Below are 16,321 nucleotides of genomic sequence, written 5' to 3' on the forward strand. Positions count from 1 at the left end.
CAATCGGGGCATCACGGACGCCTTTCCTTGGCCGCCACGGCCAGGAGTTCCTCGGCATGAGCGATACCCAGATCGGAATCCGGCAAACCGGCGAGCATCCGGGCCAGCTCGCGGGCCCGCTCGGTGTCCTCCACCACCCGCACGCCGCTCGTGGTCACCGCGCCGCCGGTGTCCTTCGCCACCACCAGGTGCCGGTCGGCGAACGCGGCGACCTGCGGCAGGTGGGTGACCACGAGCACCTGGTGGCTGCGGGCCAGCCGGGCCAGCCGGCGGCCGATCTCCACCGCGGCCTGGCCGCCGACCCCGGCGTCGACCTCGTCGAAGACCAGCGTGGGCGGGCCGCCGGAACCGGCGAACACCACCTCGATGGCCAGCATCACCCGGGACAGCTCACCGCCGGACGCGCCCCGCTGCAACGGCAGCGCCGGCGCGCCCGGGTGGGCGAGCAGCCGCAGCTCGACCTCGTCGGCGCCGTCCGCGCCGACGCCCGCCTCGACGCCGTTGACCGGCAGGCTCGGCTCGGACCGCCCGGCCGGCCGGGACAGTACCGCCACCTCGATCCGCGCGTGCGGCATGGCCAGCCCCGCCAGCTCGACGGTGACCTGTTCGGCGAAGCGGACCGCGGCCTCGTGCCGGGACGCGGAGACCCGCCCGGCGAGGTCGGCCACCTCACCGGCCAGCCGGGACGCCTCGCGGTCCAGCTCGTCCAGCAGCTCGTCGGAGGTGTCCAGGTCGGACAGCCGGGTCCGGGCCCGCTCGGCCCAGGCCACCACCCCGTCGACGTCGTCGGCGTACTTGCGGGTGAGCGCGCGCAGCGCGGCCCGCCGCTCGTAGATGGTCTGCAGGCGGGCCGGATCGGCGTCCAGCGCAGCCAGGTAGGTGGACAGCTCGGCGGACACGTCGGTGACCAGCGTCGCGGCCTCCTCCAGCCGGGCCGCCAGCTCACCCAGCGCCGGGTCGGTGCCGGCCTGCGCCTCCAGCGTGCGCCGGGCGGTGCCGAGCAGCGCGGTCGCGTCCGGCGCCTCGTCGGTGGCCTCCACGCCGCCGGCCACGCACTGCTGCGCCACCTGCGCCGCGGTGCGCAGCCCCTCGGCGTGCTCCAGCCGCTGCGCCTCCGCCTTCAGCTCGTCGTCCTCCCCCGGCTGCGGGTCGACCCGGGTGATCTCGTCGAGGCCCAGCCGCAGCAGGTCGGCCTCCTGGTTGCGCTCTCTGGCGTTGCGCCGCCGGTCGGCCAGGTCGTCGACCACCGTCCGCCACCGGCCGTACGTCTCGCGCAACGCGTCGAGCAGCTTCTCGTGCTCCGGGCCGGCGAACCGGTCCAGCGCGGCCCGCTGCTCGGCCGGGCGCAGCAGCCGCAGCTGGTCGGACTGCCCGTGCACCGCCAGCACCTGCTCGCCGACCTCACCCAACGTCGACACGGGCATGCTGCGCCCGCCCAGGTGGGCGCGGGAGCGGCCCTCGACGGTGACCGTGCGGCTCAGCAGCAACGAGCCGTCCTCGTCGGGCTCGCCGCCGGCGTCGATGATCCGGGCGTGCACCGCCTCGGCCACCCGCCCGCGCAGGCGCAGCCGCCCCTCGACCACCGCGCGGCCCGGCTGGGCGCGCACCCGGCCGGCGTCGGCCCGGCCACCGAAGAGCAGGCCGAGGCCGGTCACCACCATCGTCTTGCCGGCGCCGGTCTCGCCGGTGATGACGTTCATCCCCCCGGCCAACGGCAGCGTGGTGTCCTCGATGACGCCCAGTCCGGTGATGCGCAGCTCTTCCAGCACAGCACCCGACAGTAGCCCCGCCGTGTGACAGTTGACCAGCCGGCACGGTGGCCTGTGGACGCCGTACAGTTCTGGCCCGTGCTGGAGGAGATCGGTCTGACCCCGGGCGAGGAGCAGCTCTACCGCAGCCTGGTCCAGGCGAGCACGGCCCGGGTCGAGGAGCTGGCCGAGCGGCTGGGGCGCCCCCGCGCCGAGGTCGCTGCCCGGCTGGACACGTTGCGGGACAAGGGCCTGGTGCTGCCCACCGGCCCGGGGCCGGACGCGCCGCTGCGGCCGCTGGCCCCGGACGTCCCGCTCGGTGAGGCGCTGCTGCGCCGCCAGTCCGCGCTGGAGGCGGCCCGCGCCGCGGTGACGCAGCTGGCCGAGGACTACCGGGCCGGGATGCGCCGCCACGACGCGGCACACCTGGTCGAGGTGGTCACCGGCGCGCGGGCGCTGCGGGAACGCCTGCGCGACCTGCAGGACGGCGCGCGCGACGAGGTGCTCTGGTTCTGCCGCGCCAACCCGCTGGCGATGCCCGGCCCGGAGAACGTCGAGGAGTTCGACGCGCTGGCCCGGGGCGTGCGCTACCGGGCCATCTACGAACGGGCGATGCTGCTCGAACCCGGCGCGCTGGCCGACGTCGAGCGCGGCGTACGCGCCGGCGAACAGGCCCGGGTGCTCGACCGGCTGCCGGTCCGGCTGGCCGTGGTGGACGGCCGGACCGCGATCTGCCCGCTGGTCCCGGACCGCGACGGCGGCGAGCCCACCGCCGCGGTGATCGGCCGCAGCCAACTGCTGGACGCGCTGGTCGCGCTCTTCGAGAGCCACTGGTTGATGGCCACCCCGCTGGGCGCCTCCGCCGACCGCGACGGCGCCGGTTACCAGCCCGACGACGACGAGGTGCGGCTGCTGTCGCTGTTCGTGGCCGGCGTCCCGGACAAGTCGATCGCCTCCCAGCTCGGGGTGAGCCGGCGCACCGTGCAGCGGCGGCTGGCCGACCTGATGACCGCCGCCGGCGTGGACACCCGCCCCGGGCTGGCCTTCCAGGCCGCCCGCCGGGGCTGGATCTGACCGGGGTCGGGGCGGGACGGTCCCCAGAGCCGTCCCGCCCCGACCGGTTCAGCGCAGCCCGTACGCGTCGTACACGGTCTGCGTCACCGTGCTGCCGGCCCGGTCGGACGCGCGGACGCGCAGCGACACCGCGCCCCGCCCGGCCGGCACCTCGACGGTGAACCGGGCACCGGCGCCCCGCACCGCCGCCGTCCGCCAGGTGTGCCCGCCGTCGAGGGAGACCTCGACCCGTACCCGCAGGCCCGTCGGCGCGGGCAGGCCGGCCGGCTGCCGCAGCGTCAGGCCGACCGCGTGCGGACGCCGGCCGGACACCTCGCCGCGCAGGTCGGCCGGGACCCGGTAGTCGACCTGGAGCAGCGGCAGCGGCCGGGCCGCGTCCCCGGCCGGGCGGGCCGAGGTGAACTCCCACGCCGTCTCGGTGCGGGTGGCCCACCGCCACTCCGGCGACGACCGGGCGGTGGTCACGTCCAGCCGGTAGCGGGCCCGACCGGGTGTGGTCGGCACCGGCGCCCAGCCGGCGGAGAGGTCGGCGATCGGCTGCCCGTCCCGGCTGACCCGGCGGGTGACGGTGTCCTGCTCCTCGGCGTACCCGGCGGCCCCGGCGTGCCCGTCCGCGTCGACGAACTCGGCCAGCCGCAGGTCGAGCGTGTCCCCGGTCCGGCTCGGCGCGGACACCCCGACGCCGGCCGGCACGGCCGGACGCACCAGCGGCGCGTACCACGTCTCGACCGTCCGGTCGGTCCCGGCGTACCGCCGGGGCGCGGCGTCCAGACCGCCGTTGAGCTGCCCCCAGTTGGCGAACATCAGCCGGTGCAGGACCCGGTGCTGCCACCACGAGTCACCGGCGCTGACGAACTCCTGCCGGGTGGTCCCGGTGCGCACCATCCGCTGGTCGTCGTTCCAGGAGAACTCCTGCCAGGGCCGCCACGCGAACCGCTGCTCGGTCGACCAGTCCAGCCCGCCGGTGTCGCCGTAACGGGCGGTCACCTCGGCGGTGTTGCCGGCGGTGACCCGGTGCGTGATCCGCTCCGGCACCCGGCCCCGCGACACCTGGAACACGTCGTAGAGGTACGGGCTGTCCACGGTCAGCGTGAGGTCCAGCCGGGCCCGCCCGGTCCGGACGGCGGCGAGCAGCCGCTGCCCGTCGTCGTACGCCACGGCCAGTGCCGCCACCGGCAACCGGTCGCCGGTGGGCCGCCAGACCGTCCACGCGCTGCGGTCCGCGGGCCGCACGATCAGCACGGCCGCCACCCCGGCCGCCGCGGCGGCGGCCACCTGCTCCTCCTCGGACCGGTCCTCGGCGGTGGTGAGCAGCGCCGCCGCTCCCCGCGCGCCGGCCAGCTCGGCCGGGGTGCCGGTGCCGGCCGCCACCAGGCGCAGCCGCTGCCGACCGGCCGGGGCCGGCGACTGACCCATCAGGTTGACGTCCAGCGGCCCGGACACCCCGGGTACGCGGATGTCCACCATCGGCGCCACCAGCTGCCAGCGGGAGGAGAACTCGAACTCGCCCCGACGCACCGGCCGGGTCGGCGTGACGTTCAGCTGCTGCACCGTGCTGAACGCCATCACCCCGTGGTCGACCTGCCGGCCGTTGCCGAAGACCCGGTGCTCGTAGAAGCTCAGCGTGGCCCGCTGCTCGGCCGGGCGCGGGGTCTCGATCCGCACCGGCGTGCCGCGCCGCGGGTCCAGCACCACGGTGAGGTCCCGGTCCACCGTCAGCTCCGGGTCGGTGACCAGGGTGAGCTGCTCGTCCAGCGGCGCGCCGTGCTCGATCAGCGCCTGGAGCAGGTACGGGCCCTCCTCCACCTGGACCTGCCAGTCCCCGCCGCCGAGCCAGCCCAGCGCGTCGGACTCCGGGTGCTCGCCGAACAGCGTCACCACCGGCGCCGGCCCCGGCCGGCCGGCCATGTCCAGCGCGCGCAGCGTCACGGTGTGCTGCGGGCCGCTGAGGGTGAGCCCGACCACCGTCCGCACGCTCACCCCGTCGGTCCCGGTCGCGGTCAGCCACCCGCCGTACGGACCCCGGTCCAGCCGCGCCGGGTCGGCCCGCAGCGGCACGTCCACGCCGCCACCGGCCGGCACCGTCACCGCGCCGCCGTCGAACGTCACCCCGTCCGCCTCGGCCGTGCCACTGTCCAGGTTGCGCAGGTCCAGCGCCAGCCGCAGCGTCTGCGCGGTCGCCGTGCCGTTGACGTAGCGCACGGTCCGCGTCGCCGCCGGCGCGCCGGTGGCCAGCCGGCCGAAGTCGGCGGTGGCGGTGCCGTACACCCGCTGACCCAGCGCCCGGGCCACGTCGACCCGCCCGCCGCCCTGCTCGAACACGGTCGGCCCGGCGGTCAGCTTCGCGGTGCTCACCAGCGCGTCCTTGAGCTGCGCCGGAGTCCAGTCGGGGTGCTCCTGGGCGAGCACGGCCGCCGCGCCGGCCACGTGCGGCGTGGCCATCGAGGTGCCCGACGCCCGGGTGTAGGCGGCGTCCACCGGCGCGCCCATGGCGGTGCCCTCGGCCCGCGCGGCGACGATCCCGACGCCCGGCGCGGTGATCTCCGGCTTCAGTCCGTTGTCGCCCAGCCGCGGGCCGCGGCTGGAGAAGTCGGCCAGCGCGTCGTCACGGTCCACCGCGCCGACGGTCAGCGCGGCGCTCGCCGCGCCCGGCGAGCCGACGCTGCGGGCCGTGCCCTCGTTGCCGGCCGCGACCACGAACAGCGCCCCGGTGGCGGCGGTGAGGTCGTTGACCGCCTGGCTCATCGGGTCGGTGCCGTCGGTCGGCGCGCCGCCGAGACTCATGCTGATCACCTTGGCCCCGGAGTGCGCGGCCCACTCCATGCCGGCGATGATGCCGGAGTCGTAGCCGGAGCCGGAGTCGTCGAGCACCTTGCCGACCAGCAGCCGCGCTCCCGGCGCCACACCCTTGCGCAGGCCGCCGGAGGCGGCGCCGCTGCCGGCGACGGTGGCCGCCACGTGCGTGCCGTGCCCGTGTCCGTCGCGAGCGCTGCCGCCGCCGGTGAAGTCCCGTGCCTCGGCGATCCGACCGGCCAGGTCGGGGTGCCCCGCGTCCACGCCGGTGTCGAGCACCGCCACCCGCACCCCGGCGCCGTCCCGACCGGCCGCCCACGCGGCCGGCGCGCCGATCTGCGGCACGCTGTGCTCCAGCGCCACCCGGGCCCGCCCGTCCAGCCAGACCCGTTCCACCCCGGCCCCGAGCCGGGCCGGCCCGTCGCCGGCGACCCGGGCCGGCGCCGTGCCCCGCAGCGACGTCCACAGCGCGCCGAGGTCGCCCTTGCCGACCCGCAGCGCGGCGCCGTTGATGCTCGCCAACGGACGGGCCTCGGTGGCGCCGGCGAGCGCCCGCACCCGACCGGCGGCCGGGTCCCGGTAGCGCACGATCAGCGGCAGCGCGGCCGAGCCGGTGTCGCCGTACCCCTGCTCGACCAGCTCCTGCACGTCGAACAGGTCCGGGTCGAGCACCCCGGCGGACAGGTACGGCACCACGTCGGCGGGCAGCACCCGCAGCCCGCCGTCGACCTGCGTGGTCTGGAAGACGATCCGGTCGCGTCCCGGACCGGGGTGGACCGTGGCGGCGATCCGGCCGGGCGCAGCCCGGACCAGCTCGACCCGGTCGCCGGTGATCAGGGTGACGCGGGCGGGCGCCGCGCCCGGGGCGGGTGTGCCCGGGGACGGGCCCGCGGGTCGGGCGGGCGGGTCGGCGGACGCCGGTACGGCGAGCCCGACCACCAACGCGCCGACCGCGCCGGCGGTGAGCCAGCGGGGGAACCGGTGCATGCGATGTGCTCCATCTACTCCGAGGCCGGCCCCGTGAGGCCGGCGATCGGAGTCTGCGACGGCGCGCACCGCCCGGTCACCGGGTACGGGCCGCCGCACCGGCGACATGTCGCCAGGTGGACACGGCACGGCCCGGATGGGTGGTCGGGGCGCCGGACGTCGCGTCGTCGCCCCAGCTCGTGCGCCGCCGCTTCCTCCGGCGGCGGCTCGACGAGCTGTCGGCCCGACCGGGGTCGACACCCGACCGGGCGCGGCGCGCCGGTCCACCCGCCGTGTCCCGGCCGCGAACGCTCCGGCGCCCCGACCGTCGCGGACCGACCACCCCCTGGTCGGGCCCGCGACCACCGGGTCACGCGTCCGGGAACCGGCGGGCCTCACCGCCGTGCCCGGACTCACCTCGACGTGACCCGTGCGCCCACGGTAACGCGCGCCGGGCCGGAGCCGGCCGGTTCTGAGCGGCCGATCAGCGCCGGTTGCCGCGCCAGCCCTGCACGGGCAGGTCGAACTTGGCCACCAGCCGGTCGGTGAACGGACGCGCCCGCAGCCGGACGATGCGCACCGGCAACGCGCCCCGCCGCACGGTGACCCGGGCGCCCGGCGGCAGGTCGTAGACCCGCCGACCGTCGCAGCAGAGCACCGCGAGCGTGGTGAACGGGTCGACCGTGATGGCGAACGTGGACGTCGGCGCGGTGACCAGCGGACGGCTGAACAACGCGTGCGCGCTGATCGGCACCAGCAGCAGCGCCTCCACCTCCGGCCAGACCACCGGGCCGCCGCCGGAGAACGCGTACGCCGTGGAGCCGGTCGGGGTCGCGCAGACCACGCCGTCGCAGCCGTAGCGCGACAGCGGCCGGCCGTCCACGTCGACGAGCAGCTCCAGCATCTGGGCGCGTTCGCCCTTCTCCACGCTGATCTCGTTGAGCGCCCACGACTCGATGGTCGGCCCGCCGTCGAACTCGGCGGTCACGTCGAGGGTGAGCCGCTCGTCCACTGTGTAGTTGCGCCCGACCACGTCGCGCACCGCGGTGTCCAGGTCGTCGATCTCCGCCTCGGCGAGGAAGCCGACCTTGCCCAGGTTGATGCCGAGCAGCGGCGCCTTCGCCGGGCGGGCCAGCTCGGCGGCGCGCAGGAACGTGCCGTCCCCGCCGAGCGCGAAGACGATCTCCGCGCCCTCGGCCGCCTCCGGGCCGGTCACCGGCACCACGCCGGGCAGGTCCAGGTCGTCGGCCTCCTCGGCCACGACCCGCACCTCGAACCCGGCCGCGATCAGGTCGGCGGCCACGGACCGGGCGTGCTCGGTGCTGCGTCGACGGCCGGTGTGGGTCACCAGCAGCGCGGTACGGCTCATCCGGACACCTCCTCGGTCGTGGCCGCCGTCGCGGCGGCTCCCTGCGGGCCGGCGGCCACCACCGCGCGGACCCGGTCGGGATCGGCGGCGGGCGCGCCCCGGCGCAACCATACGAAGAACTCGACGTTGCCGCTCGGCCCGGGCAGCGGGCTGGCCGCCACGTCGGCCAGCCCGAGGCCGAGCCGCGCGGCGGCCGCGGCGACGTCGAGCACCGCCTCGGCCCGCAGCGCCGGGTCGCGCACCACGCCGCCGGCGCCGACCCGCTCCTTGCCGACCTCGAACTGCGGCTTGACCATCAGCGCCAGGTCGCCGTCGGGGCCGGTGCAGCCGGCCAGCGCCGGCAGCACCAGACGCAGTGAGATGAACGACAGATCGGCCACCGTCAGGTCGACCGGCCCGCCGATCGCCTCCGGCGTGAGGGTACGCACGTTCGTGCGCTCGAACACCCGGACCCGCTCGTCGGTGCGCAGCGGCCAGGCGAGCTGCCCGTAGCCGACGTCGACGGCGACCACCTCGGCGGCGCCGGCGCGCAGCAGCACGTCGGTGAAGCCGCCGGTGGAGGCGCCCGCGTCCAGGCAGCGCCGGCCGGTCACGGTCAGCCCGCCCGGGGCGAACGCGGCGAGCGCGCCGGCCAGCTTGTGACCGCCCCGGGAGACGTAGTCCTCGGTCGGGTCCTCGCCGGTGACCAGCAGCGGGTCAGCCGGGTCGACCATGGCGGCGGCCTTGCGGGCCGGCACTCCGCGCAGCTGCACGCGACCGGCCTCCACCAGCGCGGCGGCCTGCTCGCGGGAGCGGGCCAGGCCACGCCGGACGAGTTCGGCGTCCAGCCGGGTACGACGAGCCATCGGTGTGGTTCTCCGCCTCTGCTCAGGCCTGGTCGATGCTGGCGAGCGTCTCGCGCAGCGTCTCGTACGCCGCCTCGTACTGCGCGATCTGGTCGGCCGGGGCGAGCGCCTCGGCGTTGGCCATGCCCCGCACCGCGGCGTCGACCGCCGGGTGCCGGGCCTCGCCGACCTCCTCGACCGGCGCCGGGCGGACACCGGGCGGCGGGCCGGGGCGCGCGGGCGGGCCGGGGCGCGGCCCGGGAGGCGGACCCGGGCGGAAGGGCGCGCTCACGAGTCGGCCGCCCGGCGCCCGGTGGTCTTCTTCGCCGGCCGCACCGGGGCGGCGGGCGAGTCCTCGGCCGGTGTGCGCGCCACGGTGGCGGCCGGCTTGCGCGCGATCGCCTTCTTGGCCACTGCCTTCTTCACGACCGCCTTGGACGGCGCCGGGGCCGGCGCCGCTCCGGTCGGCGCGACCTCCGGCGGCTCGGCCCCCGACGGCGCGGGCTCGGTCGACGCGCCGCTCGACGGCGTGGGCCGCTCGGGGCCCGCGCCGGCCGGGACGGTGCGGGCCTCGCGCAGCTGCCGTTCCAGGTCGTGCACCCGCCGGGTCAGCTCGGCGACCTCGTCGGCGGTGGCCAGGCCGACCGCGCCGAGTGCCCGGTCCACCTCGAAACGCACCAGCTTGGTCAGCGCCTCCCGGTTCGACAGGCCGGTCGCGACCAGTTCCTCGGCGAGGGACTGGAGCTGCGCGGCCGTCGCGCCACCCTGGCCGACGACGCGCATCACCGCGTCCTGCGCCTTCTTCCGGGGCGCCTCCGTCAGGCCCATGGCCAGCTCGAGGTAGGCGCGCCACGCGTCCTGCATGCCTGAGTCCTTCCGCGGGGCGAGGTGTGCAGGTGCCACGCTACCGGGCGCCTGGGACGTCCCATTGCGGTACGGTGCCGGGAAACGGCGTGGCTCGTGGTGAGGAGACGATGTGGCCAGCGTGGACGAGTGCCGGCAGGCGTTGCAGGACCTGGCGACCCGGCTGGACCAGCACGCCGAGGCGCAGGGGAAGATCGACCTCGACCGCACCCTGGCCTGCCGGATCACCGACCTGGGCACCGCCTTCCACGGTCGGCTGGAGGGCGGCCGGCTGGTCGACCTCGCCGACGGCGACGACCCGAAGGCCAAGATCGCGCTGAGCACCGGCAGTGACGACCTGGTCGCCCTGGTGCACGGCAGGCTCGACATCATGTCGGCGATGGCGTCCCGGCGGGTCTCCATCAAGGCCAACCCGTTCGACCTGATGAAGCTCCGCAAGCTGCTCTGAGCGGCCGGCGGCTCAGCCGTCGAGACCGAACGCGGCGAGCGCCTCCGCCGCCTGCGCCGAGCCGGCCCGCACGCGCGGGTCGACCGACGTCGACCAGGCCACCGCGCACAGCGCCGCGAGCGCGTCCAGCGGCCGTCCCGCACCGTCGAGGACCAGCTCCCCGCCGGTCACGGTCACCGACCAGCCGCCGGCGTCCGGCCGGCCGGGCACCGCCACCACGGCCGCCGGGTCGAAGAGCCCCGCCAGGTCGAAAGAGACGTACGCCGGCCGGCGCGACTCCGGCGCGGCCAGCAGCTCGGCGGCGTCGCTGACCCCGGTGAGCACCAGCAGGCTGTCCAGCCCGGCCCGACGGGCACCCTCGATGTCGGTGTCGAGCCGGTCCCCCACCACCAGGGTCCGCCCGCTGCCGGCACGCCGGGCGGCGGTGGTGAACAGCGCCGGCTCCGGCTTGCCCACCACCACGTCGGGATCCCGGTTGAGCGCGGTGCGCAGCACCGCCACCAGCGAGCCGTTGCCGGGCAGCGGTCCGCGCGGGCTGGGCAGCGTCCGGTCGGTGTTGGTGGCGTACCAGGGCGCGCCCGCGCGGACGGCCAGGGACGCCTCGGCCAGGTCGGACCAGCCCACCTGCGGCCCGTACCCCTGGGCCACGGCAGCGGGCTCCTCGTCGGCCGTGGACACCGGCCGCAGACCCACCGCGCGCAACTCCGCCCGCAACGCCTCCGCGCCGACCACCAGCACCGGCGCGCCGGCCGGCAGTCGGTCCCGGAGCAGTTCGGCGGTGGCGGCCGCCGAGGTGAGCACCTCGGTCGGCCGGGCCGGCACGCCCATGCCGGTGAGCAGGTCGGCCACCTCGCTGGAGCGGCGGGAGGCGTTGTTCGTCGCGTACGCGACCGCCCGCCCCTCGTCGTGCAGCCGGGCGACCGCCTCGACCGCGCCGGGGATGGGCCGGTCGATCAGGTAGATGACCCCGTCCAGGTCGAAGACGACCAGGACGTACCCGTCGACCAGCCGGCCGCCCGCCCCGGCACGGTCGGGTGCACCCCGGTCCGCGCCGGAAGCGGTGTCCCCGGCGGGCGCTGTCACCGGCGCTCCGCCGCCTCGTCACCGCCGGCAGGCGTGCCACCGGACGCGGGCGGGGTGTCACCGGCGAGCGACTCCGCCTCGGCGTCGGTCAGCTCGTCGTCGCCCAGGTCGCCGGCGTCGCGGTCGCGGTAACCGGCCCGAGCCGCGTCACCGGCGTCCGCCGTGTCGGCGCCGTCGGCTCGCGGACGGGTGTCGCCGTCGAGGCCGTCGTCGTCCTCGTCTTCGTCCTCGAGGTCGTCCTCGTCGTCCTCGAGGTCGTCCTCGTCGTCGAGGTCGTCCTCGTCTTCGTCGTCCAGGTCGTCGTCCTCGTCTTCGTCGAGGTGGTCGTCGGCGGCGTCGGTCTCGTCGTCGGGGCGCGCGGCCGCCGGGCCGGTGCCGTCCGCGTCGTCCGTCGGCTCGTCGTCCTCGTCGTCACCCTCGATGACCACGCCGTCGAGCTCCAGCAGCCGCTCGGCGGCGTCGGTCTCGCCCTCGGAGTCGACGTCGGCCGCCCGGGAGAACCACTCCCGGGCCTCCTCACGTCGGCCCACGGCGAGCAGCGCGTCCGCGTACGCGTAGCGCAGCCGCGCCGTCCACGGCTCGGGCGAGTCGGTGGTCAGCTCGCGGACCTGCAGCATCGCCACGGCCGCGTCCTTCTGCCCCAGGTCGCCCCGGGCACCGGCGGCGACGATCAGCAGCTCGATGGCGACGGCCTGGTCGAGCTTCTCCCGGTCCGCGCCACGGAACAGGTCGATCGCCCGTTCCGGCCGGCCCAGCGCCCGCTCGCAGTCGGCCAGCACCGCCAGGTGACTCTGCAGGCCACTCATCCGGTGGTACGTCCGCAGCTCGGCGATGGCGGTCTGCCACTCCCCCGCGTGGTACGCGGCCAGCCCGACCGCCTCCCGCACCGCGGAGATACGCGAGGCGAGCCGGCGGGCCGCCATGGCGTGCGCCAGCGCCAGCGTCGGGTCGTCGTCGATCAGCAGGCCGGTCGCGACCAGGTGCCGGGCGACCGTCTCCGCGACCGGCTTGGCGAGCGAGAGCAGCTCCGCGCGGACGGTCGAGTCGAGGTCACTCGCGACCACCTCGTCCGGCAGTTCCGGCGCCTCGCCGGTACGCCCCTCGCCGCGCTCATCCTGACGCTCACGCTGCGGCCCGTAGTTGCCCGGCCGGTCCTCGTAGCCGCGACGCTCCCCGCCCCGGTCGTCACGCCCACCCCGGTAACCACCCGGGGCCCGGTCCTCGCGACGGAAGCCGCCGTCGCGGTCGCCGCCCCGGTAGCCGCCCTCGCGACGCTCGCCGCCGCGGAAGCCGCCCTCACGACGGTCGCCGCCGGGCCGGTTGTCGCGGTCACCCCCACGGAAGCCACCCTCGCGACGGTCACCGCCGCGGAAACCACCCTCGCGGTCACCGCTCCGGAAGCCGCCTTCGCGACGGTCGCCGCCGCCGGGCCGGTTGTCGCGGTCACCGCCACGGAAACCACCTTCACGACGGTCACCGCCGCGGAAACCACCCTCACGGTCACCGCCACGGAAGCCACCCTCGCGACGGTCACCGCCGCGGAAACCACCCTCGCGGTCACCGCTCCGGAAGCCGCCTTCGCGACGGTCGCCGCCGCCGGGCCGGTTGTCGCGGTCACCGCCACGGAAACCACCTTCACGACGGTCACCGCCGCGGAAACCACCTTCACGGTCACCGCCACGGAAGCCGCCTTCACGACGGTCGCCACCGCGGAAACCACCCTCGCGGTCACCGCTCCGGAAGCCGCCTTCGCGACGGTCGCCGCCGCCGGGCCGGTTGTCGCGGTCACCGCCACGGAAACCACCTTCACGACGGTCACCGCCGCGGAAACCACCTTCACGGTCACCGCCACGGAAGCCGCCTTCACGACGGTCGCCACCGCGGAAACCACCCTCGCGGTCACCGCTCCGGAAGCCGCCTTCGCGACGGTCGCCGCCGCCGGGCCGGTTGTCGCGGTCACCGCCACGGAAACCGCCCTCGCGGCGCTCACCACCGCGGAAACCACCCTCGCGGTCACCGCCACGGAAACCGCCCTCGCGACGGTCGCCGCCCCGGAAACCACCCTCACGGTCGCCGCCACGGAAGCCGCCCTCACGGCGGTCGCCGCCGCCGGGGCGGTTGTCGCGGTCGCCCCCACGGAAACCGCCCTCGCGACGGTCGCCACCGCGGAAGCCGCCCTCGCGACGGTCGCCGCCACGGAAGCCGCCCTCGCGGCGCTCACCACCGCGGAAACCACCCTCGCGGTCGCCACCGCGGAAGCCACCTTCGCGACGGTCGCCGCCGCCGGGCCGGTTGTCGCGGTCACCGCCACGGAAACCACCCTCGCGACGCTCACCACCGCGGAAACCACCCTCGCGGTCGCCGCCGCGGAAGCCGCCCTCACGACGGTCGCCACCCCGGAAGCCGCCATCGCGGTCCCCGCCACGGAAGCCACCCTCACGACGGTCGCCGCCGCCGGGGCGGTTGTCGCGGTCACCCCTACGGAAACCGCCTTCACGACGGTCACCGCCACGGAAGCCGCCCTCACGGTCCCCACCGCGGAAGCCACCCTCGCGACGCTCGCCACCGCCGGCCCGGCTGTCGCGACGGAAACCGCCGTCGCGGTTCTCGCCACCACGGAAGCCGCCGGCGCGGTCGTCGCGGCCACCCCGGTACGAAGGACGGTCGTCGCGGCGGGCGTCGTTACGCTCCCGGCCGCGGTCGGCGCTGTCCTCGTGACGGCGGGGCCGGTCCCCGCCCTGCGGTCCTGAACTCACAGGTGCATCCTTCCTGATGGCGTTTCCGCCGTAACGCTAACGCAGTCGAGGGCCGACCCTGCTGGGGCGGCCCTCGACTGAAAGATTGTCCGGCGGTGTCCTACTCTCCCACACCCTCCCGAGTGCAGTACCATCGGCGCTGGAGGGCTTAGCTTCCGGGTTCGGAATGTTGCCGGGCGTTTCCCCTCCGCCATGACCGCCGTAACTCTATGAACATGTCAACCAACCCGATGGGTGGTGTTTGTTCAGAGTTGCACAGTGGACGCGTAGCAGCTTGGTAGTCAAGTCCTCGGCCTATTAGTACCGGTCAACTGAACCCGTTACCGGGCTTACATTTCCGGCCTATCAACCCAGTCGTCTAGCTGGGGGCCTTACCCCACAAGTGTGGGTGGGATACCTCATCTTGAAGCGAGCTTCCCGCTTAGATGCTTTCAGCGGTTATCCCTTCCGAACGTAGCTAACCAGCCGTGCCCCTGGCGGGACAACTGGCACACCAGAGGTTCGTCCGTCCCGGTCCTCTCGTACTAGGGACAGCCCTTCTCAAGTATCCTACGCGCACGGCGGATAGGGACCGAACTGTCTCACGACGTTCTAAACCCAGCTCGCGTACCGCTTTAATGGGCGAACAGCCCAACCCTTGGGACCTGCTACAGCCCCAGGATGCGACGAGCCGACATCGAGGTGCCAAACCATCCCGTCGATATGGACTCTTGGGGAAGATCAGCCTGTTATCCCCGGGGTACCTTTTATCCGTTGAGCGACACCGCTTCCACATGCCAGTGCCGGATCACTAGTCCCGACTTTCGTCCCTGCTCGACCTGTCAGTCTCACAGTCAAGCTCCCTTGTGCACTTGCACTCAACACCTGATTGCCAACCAGGCTGAGGGAACCTTTGGGCGCCTCCGTTACCCTTTAGGAGGCAACCGCCCCAGTTAAACTACCCACCAGACACTGTCCCTGAACCGGATAACGGTCCGAAGTTAGATACCCAAATCAACCAGAGTGGTATTTCAAGATTGCCTCCACCCATACTGGCGTATGGACTTCACCGGCTCCCACCTATCCTACACAAGCTAATTCAGATACCAATGTCAAGCTATAGTAAAGGTCCCGGGGTCTTTCCGTCCTGCCGCGCGTAACGAGCATCTTTACTCGTAATGCAATTTCGCCGGGCCTGTGGTTGAGACAGTGGGGAAGTCGTTACGCCATTCGTGCAGGTCGGAACTTACCCGACAAGGAATTTCGCTACCTTAGGATGGTTATAGTTACCACCGCCGTTTACTGGCGCTTAAGTTCTCCGCTTCGCCCCGAAGAGCTAACAGGTCCCCTTAACGTTCCAGCACCGGGCAGGCGTCAGTCCATATACATCGAATTACTTCTTCGCATGGACCTGTGTTTTTAGTAAACAGTCGCTTCCCCCTGCTCTCTGCGGCCATACAACGCTCCACCCGCGCGGGGCTTCACGTCTCCGGCCCCCCTTCTCCCTAAGTTACGGGGGCAATTTGCCGAGTTCCTTAACCACAGTTCGCCCGATCGCCTCGGTATTCTCTACCTGACCACCTGTGTCGGTTTGGGGTACGGGCCGCTAAGAACTCGCTAGAGGCTTTTCTCGGCAGCATAGGATCACTGACTTCACCTGAATCGGCTCGGCATCACGTCTCAGCCTATGTGCACCGCGGATTTGCCTACGGTACGGCCTACACGCTTACCCCGGCACAACCACCGGCCGGGATCAGCTACCTTCCTGCGTCACCCCATCGCTTGACTACTACCCGCCAGGTTCCCACGCTCACCACCATCAGTCCGAAGACGTCCGGCAGCTCGGATGGTTAGCACAACGAGGTTCATCAGGGTCGCTCTTTCGCGGGTACGGGAATATCAACCCGTTGTCCATCGACTACGCCTCTCGGCCTCGCCTTAGGTCCCGACTCACCCAGGGCGGATTAGCCTGGCCCTGGAACCCTTGGTCATCCGGCGGAAGGGTTTCTCACCCTTCTTTCGCTACTCATGCCTGCATTCTCACTCGTGCCGCGTCCACAGCTGGGTCACCCCGCTGCTTCACCCCCGGCACGACGCTCCCCTACCCATCCACACACCTGCACAAGGAATCAAGTCCAAGCGAGGTTGAAATGTGAATGCCACAGCTTCGGCGGTGTGCTTGAGCCCCGCTACATTGTCGGCGCGGAACCACTTGACCAGTGAGCTATTACGCACTCTTTAAAGGGTGGCTGCTTCTAAGCCAACCTCCTGGTTGTCTATGCGATCCCACATCCTTTTCCACTTAGCACACGCTTAGGGGCCTTAGCTGGTGATCTGGGCTGTTTCCCTCTCGACTACGAAGCTTATCCCCCGCAGTCTCACTGCCGCGCTCTCACTTACCGGCATTCGGAGTTTGG

General features: G+C 73.8%; 11 protein-coding genes and 2 rRNA genes (1 of these 13 only partly in view). 3 read left to right on the top strand and 10 right to left on the bottom strand.

Annotated features, from left to right (window positions below; all coding sequences use genetic code 11):
• Positions 1-11 precede the first annotated feature (11 nt).
• Positions 12-1,769, bottom strand: a complete 1,758-nt coding sequence (gene recN, locus GA0070622_RS21570; protein WP_091577868.1) for a DNA repair protein RecN — start codon at positions 1,767-1,769, stop codon at positions 12-14.
• A gap of 78 nt (positions 1,770-1,847) precedes the next feature.
• On the opposite strand from recN, the gene GA0070622_RS21575 reads away from it, so the two are divergent.
• Complete coding sequence (locus tag GA0070622_RS21575) at positions 1,848-2,822, top strand: helix-turn-helix domain-containing protein (RefSeq protein ID WP_091583717.1); 975 nt, start codon at positions 1,848-1,850, stop codon at positions 2,820-2,822.
• A gap of 48 nt (positions 2,823-2,870) precedes the next feature.
• On the opposite strand, the gene GA0070622_RS21580 is transcribed toward GA0070622_RS21575, so the two are convergent.
• From GA0070622_RS21580 to GA0070622_RS21600, 5 genes are all read right to left on the bottom strand, one after another.
• Positions 2,871-6,602 (bottom strand): S8 family serine peptidase, encoded by a 3,732-nt coding sequence (locus tag GA0070622_RS21580; protein WP_091577870.1) that lies wholly within the window; start codon positions 6,600-6,602, stop codon positions 2,871-2,873.
• A gap of 463 nt (positions 6,603-7,065) precedes the next feature.
• Positions 7,066-7,950: an NAD kinase gene (locus tag GA0070622_RS21585; protein ID WP_091577872.1), complete on the bottom strand. Its 885-nt coding sequence runs from the start codon at positions 7,948-7,950 to the stop codon at positions 7,066-7,068.
• The gene (locus tag GA0070622_RS21590) at positions 7,947-8,795 is read right to left on the bottom strand and encodes a TlyA family RNA methyltransferase (RefSeq protein WP_091577874.1); all 849 of its coding nucleotides are present in this window, start codon (positions 8,793-8,795) and stop codon (positions 7,947-7,949) included. The genes GA0070622_RS21585 and GA0070622_RS21590 overlap by 4 nt, the downstream gene beginning before the upstream one ends.
• Positions 8,796-8,817: 22 nt before the next feature.
• On the bottom strand, positions 8,818-9,066 hold the full coding sequence (locus GA0070622_RS21595) for a hypothetical protein (RefSeq protein WP_091577877.1): 249 nt from the start codon (positions 9,064-9,066) through the stop codon (positions 8,818-8,820).
• Positions 9,063-9,638 carry a phasin family protein gene (locus GA0070622_RS21600; RefSeq protein WP_091577879.1) on the bottom strand — a complete coding sequence of 192 codons (576 nt, stop codon included), beginning with the start codon at positions 9,636-9,638 and terminating at the stop codon, positions 9,063-9,065. The genes GA0070622_RS21595 and GA0070622_RS21600 overlap by 4 nt, the downstream gene beginning before the upstream one ends.
• Positions 9,639-9,750: 112 nt before the next feature.
• Here GA0070622_RS21600 and GA0070622_RS21605 point away from each other — a divergent pair, with 112 nt between their 5' ends.
• The gene (locus GA0070622_RS21605) at positions 9,751-10,086 is read left to right on the top strand and encodes an SCP2 sterol-binding domain-containing protein (RefSeq protein WP_091577881.1); all 336 of its coding nucleotides are present in this window, start codon (positions 9,751-9,753) and stop codon (positions 10,084-10,086) included.
• 12 nt (positions 10,087-10,098) lie between these two features.
• On the opposite strand, the gene GA0070622_RS21610 is transcribed toward GA0070622_RS21605, so the two are convergent.
• Together GA0070622_RS21610 and GA0070622_RS21615 are read right to left on the bottom strand one after the other, a co-directional pair.
• The gene (locus GA0070622_RS21610) at positions 10,099-11,094 is read right to left on the bottom strand and encodes an HAD-IIA family hydrolase (protein WP_176558875.1); all 996 of its coding nucleotides are present in this window, start codon (positions 11,092-11,094) and stop codon (positions 10,099-10,101) included.
• 71 nt (positions 11,095-11,165) lie between these two features.
• Positions 11,166-12,233 (bottom strand): tetratricopeptide repeat protein, encoded by a 1,068-nt coding sequence (locus GA0070622_RS21615; RefSeq protein ID WP_425412780.1) that lies wholly within the window; start codon positions 12,231-12,233, stop codon positions 11,166-11,168.
• On the opposite strand from GA0070622_RS21615, the gene GA0070622_RS32135 reads away from it, so the two are divergent.
• Positions 12,150-13,919 carry a hypothetical protein gene (locus GA0070622_RS32135; RefSeq protein WP_141684612.1) on the top strand — a complete coding sequence of 590 codons (1,770 nt, stop codon included), beginning with the start codon at positions 12,150-12,152 and terminating at the stop codon, positions 13,917-13,919. The two genes, GA0070622_RS21615 and GA0070622_RS32135, sit on opposite strands and share 84 nt — an antisense overlap.
• A gap of 93 nt (positions 13,920-14,012) precedes the next feature.
• Here the strand turns inward: GA0070622_RS32135 and rrf are convergent.
• Both rrf and GA0070622_RS21625 read right to left on the bottom strand, forming a co-directional pair.
• Positions 14,013-14,129: ribosomal RNA gene (gene rrf, locus GA0070622_RS21620) — 5S ribosomal RNA — on the bottom strand.
• A gap of 73 nt (positions 14,130-14,202) precedes the next feature.
• Positions 14,203-16,321, bottom strand: a 23S ribosomal RNA gene (locus GA0070622_RS21625); it runs 991 nt beyond the window's last position.

Origin of the sequence: Micromonospora sediminicola, assembly GCF_900089585.1 — a bacterium.
GTDB classification, from domain to species: Bacteria; Actinomycetota; Actinomycetes; order Mycobacteriales; family Micromonosporaceae; genus Micromonospora; species Micromonospora sediminicola.

What these genes read in the sequence shown, in the direction of transcription:
- GA0070622_RS21580 (WP_091577870.1), bottom strand. Translation starts at nt 6,602, where the DNA reads ATGCACCGGTTCCCCCGCTGGCTCACCGCCGGCGCGGTCGGCGCGTTG.
- GA0070622_RS21590 (WP_091577874.1), bottom strand. Translation starts at nt 8,795, where the DNA reads ATGGCTCGTCGTACCCGGCTGGACGCCGAACTCGTCCGGCGTGGCCTG.
- GA0070622_RS21600 (WP_091577879.1), bottom strand. Translation starts at nt 9,638, where the DNA reads ATGCAGGACGCGTGGCGCGCCTACCTCGAGCTGGCCATGGGCCTGACG.
- GA0070622_RS21585 (WP_091577872.1), bottom strand. Translation starts at nt 7,950, where the DNA reads ATGAGCCGTACCGCGCTGCTGGTGACCCACACCGGCCGTCGACGCAGC.